Annotated in this window: 22 protein-coding genes; 10 read left to right on the forward strand and 12 right to left on the reverse strand. The window is 60.3% G+C overall.

Going from position 1 to position 20,893, the window contains the following annotated elements; translation table 11 throughout:
- Positions 1–122 precede the first annotated feature (122 nt).
- Both mprF and ACQRAX_RS06070 read left to right on the forward strand, forming a co-directional pair.
- A complete protein-coding gene (gene mprF, locus ACQRAX_RS06065) occupies positions 123–2,765 on the forward strand; it encodes a bifunctional lysylphosphatidylglycerol flippase/synthetase MprF (protein WP_412037975.1) in 2,643 nt (880 codons plus the stop codon).
- Positions 2,765–4,060 carry a virulence factor family protein gene (locus ACQRAX_RS06070; protein ID WP_412037974.1) on the forward strand — a complete coding sequence of 432 codons (1,296 nt, stop codon included), beginning with the start codon at positions 2,765–2,767 and terminating at the stop codon, positions 4,058–4,060. The genes mprF and ACQRAX_RS06070 overlap by 1 nt, the downstream gene beginning before the upstream one ends.
- A gap of 40 nt (positions 4,061–4,100) precedes the next feature.
- On the opposite strand, the gene ACQRAX_RS06075 is transcribed toward ACQRAX_RS06070, so the two are convergent.
- Entirely contained in the window at positions 4,101–5,999 is a 1,899-nt protein-coding gene (locus tag ACQRAX_RS06075; protein ID WP_412037973.1) for a potassium transporter Kup, read from the reverse strand.
- Positions 6,000–6,199: 200 nt separating this feature from the next.
- Here ACQRAX_RS06075 and rimO point away from each other — a divergent pair, with 200 nt between their 5' ends.
- From rimO to tsaA, 5 genes are all read left to right on the forward strand, one after another.
- A complete protein-coding gene (gene rimO, locus ACQRAX_RS06080) occupies positions 6,200–7,537 on the forward strand; it encodes a 30S ribosomal protein S12 methylthiotransferase RimO (RefSeq protein WP_412037972.1) in 1,338 nt (445 codons plus the stop codon).
- Positions 7,538–7,632: 95 nt separating this feature from the next.
- The gene (locus tag ACQRAX_RS06085; protein WP_412037971.1) at positions 7,633–8,103 is read left to right on the forward strand and encodes a GNAT family N-acetyltransferase; all 471 of its coding nucleotides are present in this window, start codon (positions 7,633–7,635) and stop codon (positions 8,101–8,103) included.
- Between the two features lie 130 nt (positions 8,104–8,233).
- Positions 8,234–8,944 (forward strand): rRNA pseudouridine synthase, encoded by a 711-nt coding sequence (locus tag ACQRAX_RS06090; protein WP_412037970.1) that lies wholly within the window; start codon positions 8,234–8,236, stop codon positions 8,942–8,944.
- Between the two features lie 47 nt (positions 8,945–8,991).
- Positions 8,992–9,453, forward strand: a complete 462-nt coding sequence (locus tag ACQRAX_RS06095; RefSeq protein ID WP_412037969.1) for a DUF1456 family protein — start codon at positions 8,992–8,994, stop codon at positions 9,451–9,453.
- Positions 9,454–9,460: 7 nt separating this feature from the next.
- The gene (gene tsaA, locus ACQRAX_RS06100) at positions 9,461–10,156 is read left to right on the forward strand and encodes a tRNA (N6-threonylcarbamoyladenosine(37)-N6)-methyltransferase TrmO (protein WP_412037968.1); all 696 of its coding nucleotides are present in this window, start codon (positions 9,461–9,463) and stop codon (positions 10,154–10,156) included.
- Between the two features lie 123 nt (positions 10,157–10,279).
- On the opposite strand, the gene fpr is transcribed toward tsaA, so the two are convergent.
- On the reverse strand, positions 10,280–11,059 hold the full coding sequence (gene fpr / locus ACQRAX_RS06105) for a ferredoxin-NADP reductase (RefSeq protein ID WP_003222277.1): 780 nt from the start codon (positions 11,057–11,059) through the stop codon (positions 10,280–10,282).
- A gap of 119 nt (positions 11,060–11,178) precedes the next feature.
- Between fpr and ACQRAX_RS06110 the strand changes: the two genes are divergently transcribed.
- The gene (locus ACQRAX_RS06110) at positions 11,179–12,105 is read left to right on the forward strand and encodes a LysR family transcriptional regulator (RefSeq protein ID WP_045187771.1); all 927 of its coding nucleotides are present in this window, start codon (positions 11,179–11,181) and stop codon (positions 12,103–12,105) included.
- Here the strand turns inward: ACQRAX_RS06110 and ACQRAX_RS06115 are convergent.
- From ACQRAX_RS06115 to ACQRAX_RS06125, 3 genes are all read right to left on the reverse strand, one after another.
- Positions 12,102–12,467, reverse strand: a complete 366-nt coding sequence (locus ACQRAX_RS06115) for a diacylglycerol kinase (protein ID WP_412037967.1) — start codon at positions 12,465–12,467, stop codon at positions 12,102–12,104. The two genes, ACQRAX_RS06110 and ACQRAX_RS06115, sit on opposite strands and share 4 nt — an antisense overlap.
- A 76-nt stretch (positions 12,468–12,543) precedes the next feature.
- Positions 12,544–13,194, reverse strand: a complete 651-nt coding sequence (erdR, locus tag ACQRAX_RS06120; protein ID WP_412037966.1) for a response regulator transcription factor ErdR — start codon at positions 13,192–13,194, stop codon at positions 12,544–12,546.
- 264 nt (positions 13,195–13,458) lie between these two features.
- Positions 13,459–14,169, reverse strand: a complete 711-nt coding sequence (locus ACQRAX_RS06125) for a tRNA-uridine aminocarboxypropyltransferase (protein ID WP_412037965.1) — start codon at positions 14,167–14,169, stop codon at positions 13,459–13,461.
- A gap of 238 nt (positions 14,170–14,407) precedes the next feature.
- On the opposite strand from ACQRAX_RS06125, the gene ACQRAX_RS06130 reads away from it, so the two are divergent.
- Positions 14,408–14,824: a quorum-sensing-regulated virulence factor family protein gene (locus ACQRAX_RS06130; RefSeq protein WP_412037964.1), complete on the forward strand. Its 417-nt coding sequence runs from the start codon at positions 14,408–14,410 to the stop codon at positions 14,822–14,824.
- Positions 14,825–14,826: 2 nt separating this feature from the next.
- On the opposite strand, the gene ACQRAX_RS06135 is transcribed toward ACQRAX_RS06130, so the two are convergent.
- On the reverse strand, positions 14,827–15,027 hold the full coding sequence (locus tag ACQRAX_RS06135) for a hypothetical protein (RefSeq protein WP_412037963.1): 201 nt from the start codon (positions 15,025–15,027) through the stop codon (positions 14,827–14,829).
- A 402-nt stretch (positions 15,028–15,429) separates the two neighbouring features.
- Between ACQRAX_RS06135 and ACQRAX_RS06140 the strand changes: the two genes are divergently transcribed.
- Positions 15,430–16,548: an LOG family protein gene (locus tag ACQRAX_RS06140; protein WP_412037962.1), complete on the forward strand. Its 1,119-nt coding sequence runs from the start codon at positions 15,430–15,432 to the stop codon at positions 16,546–16,548.
- A gap of 13 nt (positions 16,549–16,561) precedes the next feature.
- Here ACQRAX_RS06140 and recX read toward each other — a convergent pair whose 3' ends face one another.
- From recX to ACQRAX_RS06170, 6 genes are all read right to left on the reverse strand, one after another.
- A complete protein-coding gene (recX, locus tag ACQRAX_RS06145; protein ID WP_412037961.1) occupies positions 16,562–17,029 on the reverse strand; it encodes a recombination regulator RecX in 468 nt (155 codons plus the stop codon).
- Between the two features lie 8 nt (positions 17,030–17,037).
- Entirely contained in the window at positions 17,038–18,108 is a 1,071-nt protein-coding gene (recA, locus tag ACQRAX_RS06150; protein WP_412037960.1) for a recombinase RecA, read from the reverse strand.
- Positions 18,109–18,211: 103 nt separating this feature from the next.
- Positions 18,212–18,694, reverse strand: a complete 483-nt coding sequence (locus tag ACQRAX_RS06155) for a CinA family protein (protein WP_412037959.1) — start codon at positions 18,692–18,694, stop codon at positions 18,212–18,214.
- Positions 18,695–18,738: 44 nt separating this feature from the next.
- The gene (locus ACQRAX_RS06160; protein WP_412038425.1) at positions 18,739–19,203 is read right to left on the reverse strand and encodes a lysis system i-spanin subunit Rz; all 465 of its coding nucleotides are present in this window, start codon (positions 19,201–19,203) and stop codon (positions 18,739–18,741) included.
- A gap of 32 nt (positions 19,204–19,235) precedes the next feature.
- Positions 19,236–19,781, reverse strand: coding sequence for a glycoside hydrolase family 19 protein (locus ACQRAX_RS06165; protein ID WP_412037958.1), 546 nt, complete (start codon positions 19,779–19,781; stop codon positions 19,236–19,238).
- 22 nt (positions 19,782–19,803) lie between these two features.
- Positions 19,804–20,856, reverse strand: coding sequence for a phage late control D family protein (locus ACQRAX_RS06170; protein WP_412037957.1), 1,053 nt, complete (start codon positions 20,854–20,856; stop codon positions 19,804–19,806).
- Positions 20,857–20,893 lie beyond the last annotated feature (37 nt).

The following is a 20,893-nucleotide window of genomic DNA, read 5'->3' on the forward strand; positions in this document are numbered from 1 at the left end:
AATATTGTTTAACTATCCTCTAGGCAGGCAGCAGCCCGATCATAGGCGCCACTACTTTCCATAGGGATTGCGACCTTGGCTGGATACTTTCCTCCTGGCGTGCAGCGTCCACGAGGTGCTTGATGCGCAGCCAGATATCCGAAACACAAGCGCCCATTACCTCCGCTCTGCCCAACGCCAAGCAGCATTTGCGCTGGCTTGATCGCTTGAGTCGCTATCGTCAGCCCATAACCCTGGCTGTGACCTTACTGTTGTTCACCATTGCCCTGATCGCCTGCCGCCACCTGTTAAGCGAACTGGACATCTATGCCCTGCATGACTCGTTGCTCAATGTACCGCCCGCAGCCCTGACCGGAGCATTTCTGGCAACCGTCGCCGGCTTCATCGTCCTGCTCGGTTATGAATGGTCAGCCAGTCGCTATGCCCGCGTTCAGTTGCCGCCTCAAGCCTTGGCTATGGGAGGGTTCAGCGCATTCGCCATCGGTAACGCCATAGGCCTGTCGCTGCTTTCTGGTGGTTCGGTACGCTACCGGTTGTATGCCCGCCAGGGTATTGGTGCTCCTGAAGTTGCGCGCATGACGCTGTTCGCCAGCCTTTCGCTGGGCTGTGCGTTACCCCCGCTAGCGGCGTTGGCGACCTTGAGCAACTTGCCCGCGGCGGCGACAGCGCTGCATCTTGCGCAACCAGTGCTGGCCGCCATCGCCCTGGCTGTCTTGGGCCTGGCAGTGCTATTGATCTACGGTCTCTACCGTCGTCGGCTGGCGGAGCAACCCCTGGCAGACAACCTGCTGGTGCGGATCGGTCGCCGCACCTTGCGCCTGCCGGGTGCCCGCCTGACCTTCCTGCAACTGCTGATCACCGCCCTGGATGTTGCCGCGGCGGCGACCGTGTTGTACCTGTTGTTACCTGAGGCACCACCCTTCGGCGCGTTCCTGCTGGTGTACCTGCTGGCCCTTGCTGCGGGCGTGCTCAGCCATGTACCCGGCGGCGTTGGCGTGTTCGAAGCGATTCTGCTGGCGGCTTTTGCCGATCAACTGGGCGCCGCGCCCCTGGCCGCCGCCTTGCTGCTTTATCGCCTGATCTACGTGGTACTCCCGCTGCTGCTGGCCTGTGCCTTATTGCTGGGCAGCGAGGCACGGCGCTTCATTGTTGCCCGTCAGGCTATCAGGGCGGCCTCCGGGTTGGCGGCCCCGGTACTGGCTATCCTGGTGTTTCTTTCCGGTGTCGTGCTGCTGTTTTCCGGAGCAACCCCGGAGATTGACGAGCGCCTCGAACACCTGGGCTTTCTAATCCCCCATCGGTTGATCGACGCATCGCATTTCGGCGCCAGCCTGATTGGCGTGCTGTGCCTGTTACTGGCGCAGGGCCTGCGTCGGCGCTTGTCCGCCGCCTGGATGCTGACCACCATCTTGCTGCTGGTCGGCGCCCTGCTCTCGCTGCTCAAGGGCTTCGATTGGGAAGAAGCCAGCATCCTGACGTTTACCGCTTGCCTACTGGCACTGTTCCGTCGCTCCTTTTACCGCCCCAGTCGCTTGCTGGAACTGCCCTTCTCACCGGTGTATCTGGCCGCCAGCGCCTGTGTGCTGGGGGCATCGATCTGGCTGCTGCTGTTCGCCTATCAAGACGTGCCCTATAGCCATCAACTGTGGTGGCAATTCACCCTCGACGCCGACGCCCCGCGCGGCCTGCGCTCAGCCCTGGGGAGCGCGGTATTGCTGGTGGCAGTTGCCCTGACCTGGTTACTGCGTACCGCACGACCGGTGATTCACCTACCCAACACTGAAGAGCTGCAACGCGCCAATCGCATTCTGCAAGCCTCCGATCAACCTGACGGCGGACTGGCACTCACAGGTGACAAGGCGCTGCTGTTCCACCCCGACGGCGACGCCTTCCTGATGTATGCCCATCGCGGCCGCAGCCTGGTCGCGCTGTACGACCCGATTGGCCCGGCGCACAAGCGCGCCGAGATGATCTGGCAGTTCCGCGACCTGTGCGACGTGCACCACGCCCGGCCGGTGTTCTATCAAGTGCGCGCCGAGAACCTGCCGTTCTATATGGACATCGGCCTGACGGCGATCAAGCTCGGCGAAGAGGCGCGGGTCGACCTCAAACGTTTCGATCTCGACGCCAAAGGCAAAGAGATGAAAGACCTGCGCTACACCTGGAACCGTGGCGGTCGCGATGGCTTGAGCCTGGAAGTGCATGAACCGGGACAGGCGCCCCTTAATGAACTCAAGGTCATCTCCGATGCCTGGCTCAGTGGCAAGAACGTGCGCGAGAAAGGCTTCTCGTTGGGCCGCTTCAGCCCCGAGTACCTGCAGCATTTTCGTGTCGCCCTGATTCGCTTCGAAGGTCGACCGGTCGCCTTTGCCAACCTGCTGGAAACCCATAGCCGGGAACTTGCCAGCCTCGACCTGATGCGTGCCCACCCACAAGCGCCGAAGCTGACCATGGAATTCATGATGATCGGTTTGATCCAACATTATAAAAGCCAGGCCTACACCCGCTTCAGTTTGGGCATGGTGCCACTCTCCGGCCTGCAGCCTCGTCGTGGCGCACCATTGACCCAACGCCTGGGCTCGATGGTGTTCCAGCGTGGCGAGCAGCTCTACAACTTTCAGGGCTTACGCCGGTTCAAAGACAAGTTCCAGCCGGACTGGGAACCCCGCTACATGGCTGTGCCTGCCGGACTCGATCCGCTGGTGGCACTGGCTGACACCGCTGCCCTGATCGCAGGCGGCTTGACCGGATTGGTAAAACGCTGATGATTCGACGCTACTGGCTGTACCTCCTGGCAACGCTGACCCTGGCCCTGCTTTGCGCCGCCCTGGGCTTGTGGCTATGGACCCGACCTGCGCCTGAAGCGCGCCTGGAACACTTGACCCTGGGCGATGGCAGCAGCCTGACCCGCGTCACCCCTGGTACCCACCCCAAAGCACGCGTGGCCATTGCCGTGCCGCAAGATCAGGCGCTGACCGATAAGCAACTGCTGAGCCTGAGCCAGAACGGCGAAGCACAACTGGTTCAAGTACTCCTGCCACCGACTGATTGCAGCCTGCAACACACCGCCTTGAACCATGCCCTGCAACAACTGCAAGGCGCCGCAACCTTAGTGGCCGGCATCGGCCCGGGTGCCGCGCAAGCCTGGGAGTGGCTGGCCGCTCAGACTGACGATAAGGCCCTGGCCATCTCGGTAGACTTCAGTGTCGAGCGCCCCGGCTGCACCGCAGCGCTGCCCAAGGCCGCGCCCCACGGTCACTGGAACGTCGCCTGGAACGACAATCCCGATGACGCCAGCGCGGCGTTTGTCCGCGATCAGCCCAATGCTGAAACCAGCATCAGCGATTACGACATCCATCTACCGCAGGTGCTCAAGGCCCAGTTGAGCCAAGCCCTGATAGGTGAACAAGGCAATGCCCTGAGTATTCCGGTGGTGGAAGTCCCGGCCGGGCAAACCACCGACACCGTGACCCTGTTTCTCTCCGGTGACGGCGGCTGGCGTGACCTGGACCGCGATGTGGCCGGTGAGATGGCCAAGCTTGGCTATCCGGTCGTCGGCATCGACACCTTGCGCTACTACTGGCAACACAAAACACCTGAACAAAGCGCCATCGACCTGTCGGAATTAATGCAGCACTACCGGCAGAAATGGGGCACCAAACGCTTTGTGCTGACCGGCTACTCGTTCGGTGCCGATGTCTTGCCCGCTATCTATAACCGTTTGCCCGCCGAAGACCAGAAACGCATCGACGCGGTCATTCTGCTGGCCTTTGCCCGCAGTGGCAGCTTTGAGATCGAGGTTGAAGGCTGGCTGGGCAATGCGGGTAAAGAGGCGCCTACCGGGCCGGAAATGGCCAAGCTACCGGCAGCGAAAGTGGTGTGCATTTATGGCGAAGAAGAAGCCGATGAAAGTGGCTGCACGGACCACACCGCCGTTGGCGAACGCCTGAAACTGCCGGGCGGACACCATTTCGACGAGAATTACCCGGCCTTGGCCAAGCGCTTGATCGGTGATATCGAGAATCGCCAGGGCAAGACCAGCGTTGCAGAACAGAATTGAACCAACGCTGCAGGAGCGGCGCTGCCGCCCCTGCAGGTCTTCAAATCTCTACCTGGGTGCCTAGCTCGATCACTCGATTGAGTGGCAGCTTGAAGAAGCGCAGGTTTCCGTTGGCGTTCTTCAACAAGAAGGCAAACAACATCGCCCGCCAATGCGCCATCCCTACCAGCCGCGAAGGAATCACGGTCTCACGGCTGAGAAAGAAAGTGGTGCGCATTGGGCTGAAATCTACCCCCTCCAGATGACACAGCTTCAACGCCGCTGGCACATCCGGCTCATCCATGAAACCAAAGTGCAGAAGCACCCGGTAGAACCCTTCCCCGTAGGCCTCAATCTCGAAGCGCTGCTGCGCTGGCACGCGCGGCATGTCTTCACTGACCACAGTCAGCAACACCACCTGGTTATGCAATACCTGGTTGTGCAACATGTTATGCAACAAGGCATGGGGCACGGCGTCGGGTCGTGCAGTAAGGAACACGGCCGTGCCTTCGACCCGATGCGGCGGCTGCACACGGATGCTGGCGATAAACAGTGGCAACGGCAGGCTGCCTTCATCGAGGCGCTCAACCAGGATCTGCTTGCCGCGTTTCCAGGTGGTCATCAGGACAAACAAAGCCATCCCCGCCAGCACCGGAAAGGCACCGCCTTGGGCCACTTTGGGGACGTTTGCAGCAAAGAACAAACCATCGACAAACAAAAAGCCCAGCAGCACCGGCACTGCCAAAATCGGTGGCCACTTCCATAGCAACAGCATCACCGTGGACACCAGCAGCGTAGTCATCAGCATGGTTCCGGTCACGGCTACCCCGTATGCCGAAGCCAGTGCCCCGGACGACTCAAAGCCCAGCACCAGCAAGACCACACCGACCATCAACGCCCAGTTCACCGCCCCAATGTAGATCTGTCCTTGCTCGTCACTTGAAGTGTGCTGGATTTGCATCCGCGGTACATAGCCAAGCTGAATGGCTTGCCGGGTCAGGGAGAAGGCCCCGGAGATGACCGCCTGCGAGGCAATCACTGTCGCCAGGGTGGCGAGCCCGACCAAGGGTATCAGCGCCCAGGCCGGTGCCAATAGATAGAAGGGGTTGCGTGCAGCTTCGGGGTTTTGCAGGAGCAAAGCACCCTGGCCGAAGTAGTTGAGCACCAACGCCGGTAGCACCAGGATGAACCAGGCCCGGGCAATCGGCTTGCGACCGAAGTGGCCCATGTCGGCGTACAGCGCCTCGGCACCGGTCAATGCCAGCACCACAGCCCCGAGGATCGCCACCCCCATGCCCGGATGAACAATAAAGAAGCGCACCGCCCAAAGCGGATTGACCGCCTTGAGTACTTCCGGGCTTTGGACAATGCCATGCACGCCCAAGGCGCCCAGCACCACAAACCAGGCCACCATCACCGGCCCGAACAAAATACCGATGCGCGCGGTGCCGTGCTTCTGGATCAGGAACAAGCCCACCAGCACCACCAATGACACCGGCACCACCCAATGATCGATGCCGTCAAAGGCCAGCTCCATCCCCTCCACCGCCGACAATACCGAGATCGCCGGGGTGATCATGCTGTCACCATAAAACAGCGCAGCACCGATCAGGCCGCAGACCACCATGACCGCACGCAGTTTGGGATAAGGCGCCGACGCACGCCTGGCCAGGGCGGTCAGGGCCATGGTGCCGCCTTCACCCTGGTTGTCGGCACGCAGGATGAACACCATGTACTTGATTGACACCACCCAGACCAGTGACCAGAAGATCAGCGCCAGAATGCCCAATACCCCGTCGTGGTTGACCGGCACACCATAATCGCCGGAAAACACCTCTTTGAGGGTGTACAGCGGGCTGGTGCCAATATCGCCGTAAACCACCCCTACCGCTGCTACCAGCAGGCTCAGCGGCTTCGCCGCCGAATGCCCGGAATCAGCCTGATCGCTTGCCTGAACCATCCATTACTCCCGCAACCTAGACTCAAGAGGCAAACACAGGCCCTTGCCGCGAAGCATAGACTAGCGTTCGTCGCTTTTCTGCTGGTCAAGTGACATTGCGCTCGCTAGAATTGCGCACTTTTTGATCAGAGGCGCCCAGACGCCCGCCAAAGGTTGCCCGGCCGCTGCGGCCTGCAAGCTCTTCAATACCGAGGTTAGTCATGTCCACCACTCCTACGCCCACCACGCCTAAGGTCGGCTTCGTCTCCCTGGGTTGCCCCAAAGCCCTGGTCGACTCCGAACGCATCCTGACCCAGCTGCGCATGGAAGGCTATGAAGTCGTGCCCACCTATCAGGACGCCGATGTGGTGGTGGTCAACACCTGCGGCTTTATCGACAGCGCCAAGGCCGAATCCCTTGAGGTGATCGGCGAAGCGATCAAAGAAAACGGCAAGGTCATCGTCACCGGTTGCATGGGTGTCGAGGAAGGCAGCATTCGTGACGTGCATCCAAGCGTGCTGGCCGTAACCGGCCCGCAGCAGTACGAGCAGGTCGTCACCGCGGTGCACGAAGTAGTACCACCGCGTAAGGATCACAACCCGCTGATCGACCTGGTGCCGCCACAAGGCGTCAAGCTGACCCCACGTCACTACGCCTATTTGAAGATTTCCGAAGGCTGCAACCACAGCTGCAGCTTCTGCATCATCCCGTCGATGCGCGGCAAGCTGGTCAGCCGTCCGGTCGGTGAGGTATTGAGCGAGGCCGAGCGCCTGGTCAAGGCCGGGGTCAAGGAGATTCTGGTGATCTCCCAGGACACCAGCGCCTACGGCGTCGACGTCAAGTACAAGACCGACTTCTGGAACGGTCGCCCGGTCAAGACGCGCATGCTCGAACTGTGCGAAGCACTGAGCAGCCTGGGCGCCTGGGTGCGCCTGCACTACGTCTACCCGTACCCGAACGTCGACGACATCATTCCGCTGATGGCCGCAGGCAAGGTCCTGCCGTACCTGGACATTCCGTTCCAGCACGCCAGCCCGAAAGTGCTCAAGTCGATGAAGCGCCCGGCCTTTGAAGACCGCACCCTGGCACGCATCAAGAAATGGCGCGAGCAGTGCCCACAGCTGATCATCCGCTCCACCTTCATTGTCGGCTTCCCTGGTGAAACCGAAGAAGACTTCCAGTATCTGCTCGACTGGCTGACCGAAGCCCAGCTCGATCGCGTCGGCTGCTTCCAGTATTCGCCCGTCGAAGGCGCCCCGGCCAACGACCTGGGCCTGGATGTCGTCCCGGATGACATCAAGCAAGAACGTTGGGATCGTTTCATGGCCCATCAGCAGGCAATCAGCACTGCCCGGCTGCAACTGCGCATCGGTCGTGAAATCGACGTGCTGATCGACGAAGTGGAAGAAGAGGGTTCGGTAGGCCGTAGCTACTTCGACGCCCCAGATATCGACGGCAATGTGTTCATCGACGGCAACCACGGTTTCAAGCCTGGTGACACCGTGCGCTGCCGCGTTACCGACGCTGACGAGTACGACATGTGGGCTGAGCCGATCTAAGCCGGCACTGCGCAAAAATAGCCCTGCCAGCTGTGGCGGGGCTTTTTTTTGCAACTATCGTTTTCTCTGTCGGCCGAGAGCAGGAGAACCCAGCAATGTACAACCACTGCCGCGTGCAGACCCCTAGCCTGAGTGATTACCCGGAGCTGGTGCGAGTCTGGGAAGCCTCGGTGCGAGCGACTCACGACTTCTTGCCCGAAACCTACATCTGCCTGTTGCGCGAGCTACTGCTCAGCCAGTACCTGGACGCCGTAATGCTGATCTGCTGCAAGGATGCCAAGCACCGCATCAGCGGTTTTGCCGGGGTGGCGGGCGGGCGCGTGGAAATGCTTTTCATCGACCCCGCAGCACGTGGCCAGGGCCTGGGCAAGCGCCTGTTGCACTACGCCATCAACGAACTCAACGCCGTGCAACTCGACGTCAACGAACAGAACCCCCAGGCACTGGGTTTCTACCTGCGCCAAGGGTTCGAAGTGGTCGGCCGCTCGGAAACGGATGGCATGGGCCAACCCTACCCCCTACTGCACTTGAAGCTTATTCAGACAAAAGCCGCGCAAAACGGATGACAGAAAGCGTCGGACCTATCTGATATTCAGCGAAATCGCAGAATAATGACCCGATGGGCGAATGTTGCCGGACCTGGGCCTGCCCACGCGGTTACAATGGACGTCTTTCCCTGTACCTACGGCTGTCGTCATGTCTGAACCCATTCGCCTTTCCAAACGCCTTATCGAACTGGTCGGTTGCTCCCGGCGGGAGGCTGAGCTGTATATCGAAGGCGGCTGGGTCACCGTCGATGGCACGGTGGTCGACGAGCCACAATTCAAGGTAGCCGAACACAAGGTCGAACTGCAGGCCGGTGCCCGCGCCGAAGCCCTGGAGCCGGCAACCCTGTTGCTCAATCAGCCTGCCGACCAGGACATCGACAGCGCCTGCAACAGCATTACAGTGGCCAGCTTTTGCGCGGAACTCAGCCATGACCGTCGCCCGCTCAAAGGCCACTTCGCCCGCCTGAACAACGTCGCACCGTTGCAACAAGGCGCCAGTGGCCTGCAGGTGTTCACCCAGGACTGGCGGGTAACCCGCAAGCTCGAATCAGACCTGGCCAAGCTCGAACAGGAATATGTCGTTGAAGTCAGTGGCGACATGATTGCCCACGGCCTGGAGCGGCTGAACCGCGGGTTCACCTGGAAGGGCAAGGAGCTGCCGAAAATCAAGGCCAGCTGGCAGAACGAAACACGCCTGCGCATGGTTCTGAAAAACCCGCAGCCCGGCCTGATCGCCCTGCTGTGCAGCAGCGTTGGCGTCACTGTGCTGAGCATGCGCAGGATTCGCCTGGGCGGCGTGTCGATGAGCAAGCTGCCCTTGGGCCAATGGCGCTATCTGTCGACCAGCGAAAAATTCTAGCAACAAGGCGCAGCCACTCGGGTTGCGCCCCGAACAGGATTGTCACCATGATTCACAACGATGTACTGCGCAGCCTGCGCTACCTGCTGGACGTCAACGACGCCAAACTGACCGATATCATCAAGCTCAGCGGCTTCGAAGTCGCCACCGACGATATCGTCTCGTACCTGAAGAAGGAAGACGAAGAAGGTTTCGTGCGCTGCCCTGACGAAGTCATTGCGCACTTCCTCGATGGCCTGGTGATCTTCAAGCGTGGCAAGGACGACAGCCGCCCCGCTCAGCCGGTTGAACTGCCGGTGACCAACAACATCATCATGAAGAAGCTGCGGGTAGCCTTCGAACTCAAGGAAGATGACCTGCACGCGATCCTCAAGGCTGCCGACTTCCCAGTGTCCAAGCCGGAGCTTAGCGCGCTGTTCCGCAAGGTCGGGCACAACAACTATCGCCCGTGTGGCGACCAGTTGTTGCGCAACTTTCTCAAGGGTCTGACCCTGCGAGTGCGTGGCTGAGTCGTCGATGAATTACAGCGTCGCCCCGATTGGCTTCGTCCGCTCCTGCTTCAAGGAGAAGTTCGCCATCCCGCGTCAGCCGCAGTTGGCACCCGCAGCACGTGGAGTGCTGGAGCTGTTGCCACCGTTCGACAATGGCGACGCGGTGGCTGGGCTCGAACAGGTCAGCCATGTCTGGTTGCTGTTCCTGTTCCACCAGGCCTTGGAAGACAAGCCACGGCTCAAGGTGCGTCCGCCACGCCTAGGTGGCAATACTTCCATGGGCGTGTTCGCTACCCGTGCGACCCATCGCCCCAATGGCATCGGCCAATCGGTGGTGCGCCTGGAGAAGGTTGAGCCAGGGCGCCTGTTGCTCTCGGGCATTGATCTGCTCGATGGCACCCCGGTGCTCGACATCAAACCCTATGTGCCCTATGCCGATGCGGTCAATGGCGCGACCAACCAGATGGCCAGTGCCGCACCAGCACCGATTGCCGTGGCCTGGAGTGACAGCGCCTTGGCCCAGGCTCGCGAACATGCCCTGCGCCTGGGCGAGCCACTGGTTGAGCTTATAGAACAATGCCTGGCACAGGACCCACGTCCGGCGTATCAGAATCCGCCAGCGGCACGTGTGTACGGGGTGATGTTCTGGGATGTGCAGGTGCGTTGGCACTACCCGCAGCCGGAGCAGATCCGGGTGTTGGAAGTAGTCGCCGAGGACTGAGCCCTGGCGGCACTACCCTGTAGGAGCAAGCCTGGCTGGCGAAACGGACACCGCCAACTACCCACTCCAATTGCAAAAACGAAAAAAGCAGGCCTAGGCCTGCTTTTTCTGTTTCAACGTTACTTACTTCTCGACGAATGCACGCTCGATCAAGTAATCACCCGGCTCACGCATACGCGCCGATATCTTCAGGCCGAAGCTGTCGAGCACTTCGCTGGTTTCGTCGAGCATGCTCGGGCTACCGCAGATCATCGCGCGGTCGTCCTGCGGGTTGATCGGTGGCAGACCGATGTCACTGAATAGCTTGCCGCTGCGCATCAGGTCAGTCAGACGCCCCTGGTTCTCGAACGGCTCACGGGTAACAGTCGGGTAGTAGATCAGTTTGTCACGCAGCGCTTCGCCGAAGAATTCGTTCTGCGGCAGGTGCTCGGTGATGAATTCACGGTAGGCGACTTCGTTGACGTAACGCACGCCGTGCACCAGGATCACTTTCTCAAAGCGCTCGTAGGTTTCCGGATCCTGGATCACGCTCATAAATGGCGCCAGGCCGGTACCGGTGCTGAGCAAGTACAGGTGCTTACCCGGATTGAGGTCGTCCAGTACCAGCGTACCGGTAGGCTTCTTGCTGATGATGATCTCATCGCCTTCCTTCAGGTGTTGCAGCTGCGAGGTCAGCGGGCCGTCTGGCACCTTGATGCTGAAGAACTCCAGATGCTCTTCCCAGTTCGGGCTGGCGATCGAGTAGGCGCGCATGAGCGGGCGGCCGTTGGGCTGTTGCAGGCCGATCATCACGAACTGACCGTTCTCAAAGCGCAAGCCCGGATCGCGGGTGCACTTGAAGCTGAACAGGGTGTCATTCCAGTGGTGAACACTGAGGACACGTTCGTGGTTCATGTTGCTCATGTACGGGCTCCTGAAATAAAACGCAGCGCTAACCTAGAGCGCGATTGCGCGATAGTTTAGTGCGAGCGACAATATCTGTTAAATGAATTATCAAGATATGTCTTATCGGTTATATAGATATGCGATTTACGCTCCGTCAGCTCCAGGTGTTCGTCGCCGTAGCCCAGTACCAAAGCGTCTCACGCGCTGCGGGAATACTGGCGCTATCGCAATCGGCCGCCAGTACTTCGATCACCGAACTTGAGCGCCAGTCCAGCTGTCAGCTGTTCGACCGCGCCGGTAAACGCCTGAGCCTCAACGCTCTGGGCCATCAACTGCTGCCCCAGGCTGTGGCGCTGCTCGATCAGGCCAAAGAAATCGAAGACCTGCTCAACGGCAAGTCCGGCTTTGGCTCCCTGGCAGTCGGCGCTACCCTGACCATCGGTAACTACCTGGCCACCCTGCTGATCGGCAGTTTCATGCAGATCCACCCGGAAAGTCAGGTCAAGCTGCATGTACAGAACACTGCGCATATCGTGCAACAGGTTGCCCACTATGAAATTGATCTGGGTCTAATCGAAGGCGACTGCAACCATCCGGATCTAGAGGTCCAACCCTGGGTTGAAGACGAGTTGGTGGTGTTTTGTGCACCGCAGCACCCACTGGCCAAGCGTGGCCAAGCCAGCCTTGAAGAACTGACCCATGAGGCGTGGATCCTGCGTGAACAGGGTTCGGGCACGCGCCTGACCTTTGATCAGGCCATGCGTCACCACCGCTCCCACCTCAACATTCGTTTGGAGCTTGAGCATACCGAAGCGATCAAGCGCGCCGTCGAGTCAGGTTTGGGTATTGGTTGTATCTCCCGCCTGGCGTTGCGCGACGCCTTTCGTCGCGGCAGCCTGGTGGCGGTGGAAACGCCGGAACTGGACCTGGCCCGCCAGTTCTACTTCATCTGGCACAAACAGAAGTACCAGACTTCAGCCATGCGCGAGTTTCTCGAGTTGTGCCGTAGCTTTACTGCCGGAGTCAGTCGTAGCGACGAGATCGTGCTGCCCACCATTGCCTAGAGCAGGATCACTGCCCAGACCAGCGCCACCATGGTCAAGGCGACAAACTGGGCGGCGCTGCCCATGTCCTTGGCGTTTTTCGACAGCGGGTGGCGATCCAGGGAAATCCGGTCAATTGCCGCTTCGACTGCCGAGTTGAGCAATTCAACGATCAGGCCCAATAGACAGACGGCGATCAGGATTGCCCGCTCAGCTCGGCTGACCTCTAGCCAGAACGCCAGCGGAATCAGCACAACATTGAGCAGCACCAGCTGGCGGAACGCCGCTTCGCCGGTAAAGGCTGCGCGCAGACCGTCAAACGAATAGCCAGCAGCGTTGAAAATACGTTTAAGGCCGGTCTGGCCCTTGAAAGGCGATGACATAGAGGGTCACTTCATCCATTGAAAAAGCGCTGCAGCCTAGAGTAAATCGGGTCAAAAAAGCGTGAAGGCGTAGGCCTTAGCTCGCTGAAACCGATTCCAGTTGTTGCAAGAGCAATGCGGCCTGGGTCCGGGTACGCACGCCGAGCTTGCGGAAAATTGCCGTAACGTGGGCTTTGATGGTCGCCTCGGAAACACTCAACTCATAGGCGATCTGTTTATTCAGCAGACCCTCACAGACCATGGTCAGTACCCGGAACTGCTGGGGCGTGAGGCTGGCCAGACCTTCACTGGCGGCTTTGGCTTCAGCCGACACGTCGACTTTCTCAAAGGCTTGTGGTGGCCACCAGACGTCACCTTCGAGGACCTTTTTCACCGCGTCCTGTATCACTTCCAGCGAGCTGGATTTGGGAATGAAGCCACTGGCACCAAACTCACGCGATTTCACCACGACGGCGGCTTCTTCCTGAGCCGACACCATGACAACCGGAATTTGTGGGTACTGGCCGCGCAGCAGGACCAGGCCGGAAAAACCGTAGGCCCCTGGCATGTTGAGATCCAGCAGCACCAGGTCCCAGTCGGACTTCTCGGCAAGGCGGGTTTCCAGTTCAGCAATGCTCGCCACTTCAACCAGGCGGATATCGGGCCCCAGGCCCAGGGTTACAGCCTGATGCAGGGCACTGCGAAACAGCGGGTGGTCATCGGCAATCAGGATTTCGTACGTGGCCATCGATCTAATGATCCTGTTCTGTGCAGGCGCAGGGAGGAAGAATAGGCGCCTGGCGGGCAACTCAAGGTGTGGGCGGACTACCGCACACCCAAAAGGCACTTCAAGGCCAGGAAAAACACAGTTTCAAGGCTTGTATATGCCCGAATCGGCGCCAAGGATGCCGAGCCAGAACCGGGTGGTCAAGCTGATTGCCCGGTCGCGGCAGGCAAGCGATGGTCGCCAGCCTGGCTATTATGACCGAATGTGCGGCGTCTGCCCCTTGTACTATAGGAAGGTATGCAAACGCTGGTGCACCGCATCCTGGTCATCAATAGGCCACTGGTGCTTGGCACTCAGGTAGTGGGTGCTGAACACATCCAGATAAGCATCCAGCGCTTCAGCGGCGCGTTGATCACCGGCCAGCTCCAGGCACATGGCCGCCACTTCGGCGGTGCAGAAGTGATCGTCACGCTTGGAACGGCGCAAGCGGTAGCGCGACAGCTGTTCGGGCTGCAAGCTGAGTACCGGGAAGCGCTCCAAGTACGGGCTCTTGCGAAACATCTTGCGTGCCTCGGTCCAGGTCGCATCGAGCAAGATGAACAAAGGCCGCTTGCCGGGCTCGCGGACCACCTCGTTAACCACCCGTTGCGGCGCTACGAACTCACCGGGAAAGACAATATACGGCTGCCACTGCGGTTGATCGAGCAACGCCAGCAGCGCCTCATCGACCGAAGTACGCTGCCAGCCGAATGCCGAGGTATCGGCGATCAGGTCAGCGATCAGCCAACCGGTGTTGCTCGGTTTCAATGGCTCGGTGTCATGCATCAGCAGACACATGGCCGAATCGGACGGCACCTGTGGACGCCAGGCACACAGGCAATGGCTGAAGATCACCCGGCACTGCGGACAGCGTGGCGCCCGTGATCCGCGGGCGACGAAAGGTTTGACACTGCGCGCCAGGCGCTCGGCGCGCAGGCGCGAAACGGCGTGGCTCATGGCAGCAGACTATATAGGCAGGAAAGGGATGGCACTGCACGGACTCGGCAAGACAGGAAATCCGCGCCAGTTTATCAGAGCCCGGGCACCGGCAGACGGTAATTGCCGTGCAGGCGCAGCACCGACTCCCCTATAATCCTCAGCCTGTCGCTACCCGCTGGCACCACGACTACGCGCGTGAGGGAACACCGTGCGCAGTTGCCGGTCCAACCGCCAGTTACCGAACCAGGAGAAATTCATGCTGCGTTTCATTGCCCCGTCCCTGAGCCTGTTGCTCGCCTTGCCGTTGGCGGCCAATGCGGCTTCCAAGCAGGAATACGAACTGAGCCAGATGCTGCAAAAGGTTGCTGCACAAAGCAGCGTGGGCACGCCGCGAGCGATCAATGAAGACATCCTCGACCAGGGTTACACCGTCGAAGGCAAGCAACTGATTAACCACCTGAGCGTGCTTCCCAGCCACGCTGAAAAGATGAAGGCCGACCCGAACCGGGTGCGCAGCCAATTGGGTGACAGGGTCTGTCAGAACAGCGGCTACCGTCAGTTGCTGGTCAAAGGCGCGGTGCTGACCTACCGTTTCACCGAGTACAAAACCAACCGCCCGGTTGCTGAACAGGCTTTCAATGCTGCCAGCTGCGGTCTGAAGGTCTCCAAGTAACGTTACGCCACCTGCTCACTGTCGCGCCGCTGTTTTTCATCGGCGCGCAGTTCAGCCACCAGGGCCTGGACGTAACGTGAGTGCCTTGCCCCTCCCCCCAAGCGACGCAGGCACTCTTGTTCAAGGCTCAGGTTATTGGCCTGGGCCGAGCGCTCGAGCAGCTCGAACAGCTGTGCATCGAGCTCCAGATTAAGCCGTTGCATGTGACAGCCTCCCTGCACTGCGGCAATTGCTCAGGCTTCCAGTTAACCAGACCTACACCTGGGTTGGATCCCGACTGACCAGCGGTCTGTTAACCCACTCCTTGTCGCTGCCACCAGGCTGCGGCTAGAACGAAGATTCGGCATAAACGCCCGCCACGGTCTAGATTGATAGCAAGCGCCCGCCCGTTTCAGGGCTCGCACCGGGGGATGCCTGTCGACGCCGTGCATTGGCAATGCCCAGCGAAAACAACAAAGAGCCCATCACCACTGCACTAAGACCTTGCAGGTCTACTGCAATGCTCGAGGCGCACACTCGAGCCACGGCAGCCAGCGACACACGCAGTGTCGCGGCCGGTACCGATCAGGTCCGGTCAGAGGTTTTGCTGCAGAAGGAGACGTTGAATGCCTTACCAACCGAACGAACTGCTATCGAGTCACTTCAAGAACAATGCAATCGACCTGAGCAAGCTGGACGAACAACTGCAGCTGGTTGCGCCCGATAGCCCCAACCTGCCGCTGTACCGCGACATGCTGCTGACCGTCCTGCGCATGGCCCACGACGACAGCAACCGCTGGAATGCCAAGATCACCTTGCAAGCCTTGCGCGAGCTGGACCATGCCTTCCGCGCCCTGGAACAGTACAAGGGCCGGCGCAAAGTAACGGTGTTCGGCTCCGCCCGCACCCCGATTGAGCACCCCATGTATGCATTGGCCAGAGAATTGGGAGCGGCCTTGGCGCGCTCCAACCTGATGGTTATCACCGGTGCTGGTGGTGGCATCATGGCCGCCGCGCACGAGGGTGCTGGGGTCGATCACAGCCTGGGCTTCAACATCACCCTACCCTTCGAGCAGCATGCCAACCCCACCGTGGACGGCACCGACAAACTATTGCCGTTTCACTTTTTCTTTATTCGCAAGCTGTTCTTCGTCAAGGAAGCCGATGCACTGGTGCTGTGCCCAGGTGGTTTTGGCACCCTGGACGAAGCCCTGGAAGTGCTCACCCTGATCCAGACCGGCAAAAGCCCGCTGGTACCGGTGGTGTTGCTGGACTCCCCAGGCGGCAACTTCTGGCAGGACGCACTGAACTTCATTACCCGCCAACTGGAGGAAAACCGCTACATCCTGCCCAGTGATCTGAAGCTGCTGCGCCTGGTACAAAGTGCCGAGGAAGCCGTGGAGGAAATCAATCAGTTCTATAGCAACTACCACTCCAGCCGCTGGCTGAAAAACCAGTTCGTGATCCGCATGCACCACCCGCTCAACGAAGGCGCATTACTCGATCTACAGGAGGGTTTTGCTGACCTGCGCCTGAGTGGTCTGTACCACCAGCACGCCTACGCAGGGGAGCACCACGATGAGGCCAGGTTCAGTCACCTGACGCGCCTGACCTTCGCCTTCAATGGTCGTGATCAGGGACGTCTGCGCGAACTGGTGGACTTCATTAACCTGGCAGAAAACTGGGCCAAACCTGAGCCCATGCACACCACTCAACGCGCCCGCGAAGCACTGAAGGTCACATAAAACCCATGCGTGGCTAGTCGTCCAGCCCTCGGCCGCTCAACAGGCGGCCGATCATCTCCATGGAAAAACCACGGTAGACCAGGAAACGGGTTTGCTGGGCACGACTGCGCGGATCGGTAGGTAACTGGCTCGCAAACTTGCGCTGCCAGACATCCTGCAACTGCGCCGCCCAATCCACGCCGCTTTCGCGCAAGGCCTGGTCGATGTCGCCGCGTTGCAGGCCGCGTTGGCCCAGTTCTTCGCGAATGCGTGCAGGGCCGTGGCCGGAACGCGAGCGATAGCTGATGAAGCTTTCCAGGTAGCGGGCTTCACTGAGCAGGCCTTCTTCCGTTAAACGGTCGAGTTCCTGGTCGATCAATTCGGAGGGAGCGCCGCGCTGACGCAACTTGCGCGTCAGCTCGACTCGACCGTGCTCGCGGCGCGCGAGCAGGTCCATGGCTGTCCGCCTTACGGCGACGGGGGTGTCGAGTACGACGGACATGGGGACAATCAGTAGCCGGCTTCGGCGTCAGCCAGATCGCCTTCAGGCTCAGCAGCAACCGCTGCAGCCTTGGCAGCAGCCTCAACAGCACCTGCATTGAGCAGCTTGTCGCGGATCTGCTTCTCGAGGGTAGCGGCGATCTCCGGGTTCTCCTGGAGGAACTTGGCCGAGTTGGCCTTGCCCTGACCGATCTTGCTGCCCTGGTAGCTATACCAGGCACCGGCTTTTTCCAGGAAGCCGTGCAGCACGCCGAGGTCAATGATCTCGCCGTTGCGGTAGATGCCCTTGCCGTAGAGGATCTGGAATTCAGCCTGACGGAACGGTGGCGCCACCTTGTTCTTGACGATCTTGACCCGAGTTTCACTGCCGACCACTTCGTCGCCTTCTTTCACCGCGCCAGTACGGCGGATGTCGAGACGGACCGAAGCGTAGAACTTCAGCGCGTTACCACCGGTGGTGGTTTCCGGGCTGCCGAACATCACGCCGATTTTCATACGGATCTGGTTGATGAAGATCACCAGGCAGTTGGCGTTCTTGATGTTACCGGTGATTTTACGCAGTGCCTGGGACATCAGACGGGCTTGCAGGCCGACGTGCATGTCGCCCATTTCACCTTCGATCTCGGCCTTGGGTACCAGGGCGGCAACGGAGTCGACGATGATCACGTCAACGGCGTTGGAGCGCACCAGCATGTCGGTGATTTCCAGGGCCTGTTCGCCGGTATCAGGCTGCGAGACCAGCAGGTCGTCGACATTGACACCCAGCTTGCCGGCGTACTCGGGATCCAGCGCGTGTTCGGCGTCGACGAAGGCGCAGGTTGCACCCATTTTCTGGGCTTGAGCGATAACCGACAGGGTCAGCGTGGTTTTACCGGACGACTCAGGGCCGTAGATCTCGACGATACGGCCTTTTGGCAGACCGCCAATGCCCAGGGCAATGTCCAGGCCCAGGGAACCGGTGGAAATGGCCGGGATCGCCTGACGCTCGTGGTCGCCCATGCGCATGACCGCGCCTTTACCGAATTGACGCTCGATTTGCCCCAGGGCCGCAGCCAAGGCGCGCTTCTTGTTGTCGTCCATTGAAGTCCTCACGTAATCGATAGGGCCTGACGGCCAGAACACCTGTATAAGTAGCCAGTATTATTCCACAGGCTTTTCTTCCCGCCTACCCCCGATGTGCGATTTACTCTGCGCCAAGGTGTAACAAGCCCTCTAGCGCGGCGATTACCGTTTGTCGGCGCACCTCGTCACGGCCGCCATCGAAGTGCCGACGCTCGCTGCTCACATGGCTGCCATCGGCCCAGGCCAGCCACACGGTACCCACCGGTTTGGCCGGTGATCCACCGTCCGGCCCGGCCACACCACTGACCGCCACGGCAAAACGTGCACCGCTGGCCGCCTGGGCACCACGGGCCATGGCCTCGACCACGTCCTGGCTTACCGCTCCGACGTGGGCGAACAAGGTTTCCGGCACGGCCAATTGACGGGTCTTCTGCTGGTTGGAATAGGTCACGTAACCGGCTTCGAACCAGGCCGAGCTGCCCGGGATACGGGTAATGGCCTCGGCGATACCCCCACCCGTGCAGGACTCGGCGGTGGTCACCTGGGCATTGAAGCGCCGCAGGTGTTCGCCCAGGCGGGCGGAAAGCGCAGTGATCGGGTCCATGGCAAACTCCTTGAAAGACTGCCGCCTACCCTACACCAGCTGCCTCAACGCTGCAGCGCCCGCACATAGGCCTGACAAGCGCGCAGGGCGATCAATCCCTGGTCGCCGCGCTCGGTGATGGCGATAATTCGTCGAGCATGCGCGGGGTCAAGTCGGGCGCGTACGGGGCCATGATCCAGGCTGCCGGCACTGGCGGCGGCAGGCAGGCTGGCACAGCCGGTGGCGTCACGCTCGACCAGGACTGACAGGCGCAGATCAGCAGTAGCCAGACGGTCACGCAGGCGAGCCTGATTGTGTTGTGCATCGACAAACTCCTGATAGTGCTGTTGCTCGTTGGCGTGCAGTTGTTGCGTCAGTTCCTCGCGTTGCCGACGTTCAGTGAGCAATTGCGTGGCTGTAGACTCAGCTAGGGCCTGACGTTCTCGCGCATGCTGCTCGGCTTGCTGCGCCAGCTGGCGTCCCAGGCGCCAGCCCTGCACCTGCCAGGTCAGCGCACAGGCCAGCAGCATCAGCGCCAGCAAAACGCCGAGCTGCACACGGCTCAACACAACACCTCGCGGGCCCGTGCCCAGAGTTGCAAACGGTCTTCCAGGCCGTTAAGGCCACCATTGATATGGCGGGTGATGCGATTGAACTCGCCACGGTCAGCCAACTGATTCAGCCCGCGTGAATGCCAGAACCAGGCAGCCGACTCCGACGCCCACTGAGGTTGCTCAAGCAACTGCGGTTGCTTGAGCAGACGTTTATCGCCAAACAGCGCCATGCTGCAAGCCTGATAGTTGTTGCGCCCGGTGACCTGGATCAAACCGCGACCGCAATACAGTTGGCCATCGCCATCGGCCTCAGGGGTATTGCCCAAACGCAGGGCCAGGTTGCCCGTGTCGTAACGTGACAGATAGCGGTCATTGCCCAGTTCTTTGACATAACGCAGCTGGCCAGACTCATGGCCGACCTGGGCGAGAAAAGCGGCTAAGCGCCGTGGGTTGTCGATCTCCCAACGGGCCATGGCCAGGTTCAATGCCGGTAAGAAAACGCCCGCTTTCAGGCGGGCGTTGGGAAATATCGCAGCGAGTTGCTCCAGGGTCATCTGGGGTTCTCCTCCTTGACGTTCAAAAGGGTTCGAGCGTGCTGGTCTGCAACGCTTGCTTGCGCCTGACAGGCTTGCCTTTGCTGTTGGCCTTGCCTTGCTTGCCACCATTGCACTCAATCGAGGTGGTCCAACCGCTGGCACTGAACTGTTGCTCGACCGACTCAATCAGGTATTCGCCATCCAAGCCTTGCTTGAAACCCTGGGCGTTGATCAGCCGTTCGGCGAACAGGTCCGTGCGTCCGGGCATGTCCAGACGCACGCTGGCCGTACTGCGGTTGAAAGCCGCCAGACGTGCCTTGGCGGCCTGCTCGGCAGCGGCCTTGTTGGGATAAATGTGGCGGTCACTGTGCACCGGCTGTAGCCCTTGCGGCGCAGTATCGTTACCCAGCTCGACGACTTTCAGTGCGCCGCTCTTAGGGTCTTGATGGCGCGTTTGTACGGCCTTGTGCGCACCCTTGTCAGCCAGACGGATCTGCCAGCGGCTCACGTCGCCGCGGCTGATCGTGATCATTCCCAGTGCCTTGCCGCTGGCGCTTTGCCCAGCTTGGCGCGGCAACACCAGCAAGGTGCCGTCGCCCACCTTGGCCGTGCAGTCGTACTGCCGCGCCAGGCGGGTGATGAAGTTGAAGTCCGACTCATTGAGCTGGTCGACCCGGGGCACCTTGAGGGTGATCGGGCAGGCTGGTTGCCAGCCATTGCGCACGGCGATGTCAGCCACGATCTGTTGCAGCGCGACGTTCTCCCAACTACCACTGCGGGTACTTTTACCGGGGCCGCGCATGTCGCTGGCCTTGCCACGGATGACGATGCTGTCGGGCGGTCCAGACAACTCCACCTCGTCCACGGTGTACAGCCCCAGACGAGTCAAGGTCTGACCGGCGTACCCCAGGTGGACTTCAATCGTGGCACCGCGTGCCGGCAGCATCACGGCGCCATCACGATCATCGATGCGCAACTCAAACTCGTCGGACTCCATGCCCGGTTTGTCCGAGGTGCGCAGCGACAGCAAGCGGTCGTTGATCAACGCGGTTATGTCCTTGCCGTCAGCGACAAGACGAAACACAGGTTGCATGGCTCATGCTCCAGAAAAGGCAGACCCCGCACACGGC

The sequence above is a fragment of the Pseudomonas sp. UM16 genome (genome assembly GCF_050312595.1).
In the GTDB taxonomy this organism is placed as follows: Bacteria; Pseudomonadota; Gammaproteobacteria; order Pseudomonadales; family Pseudomonadaceae; genus Aquipseudomonas.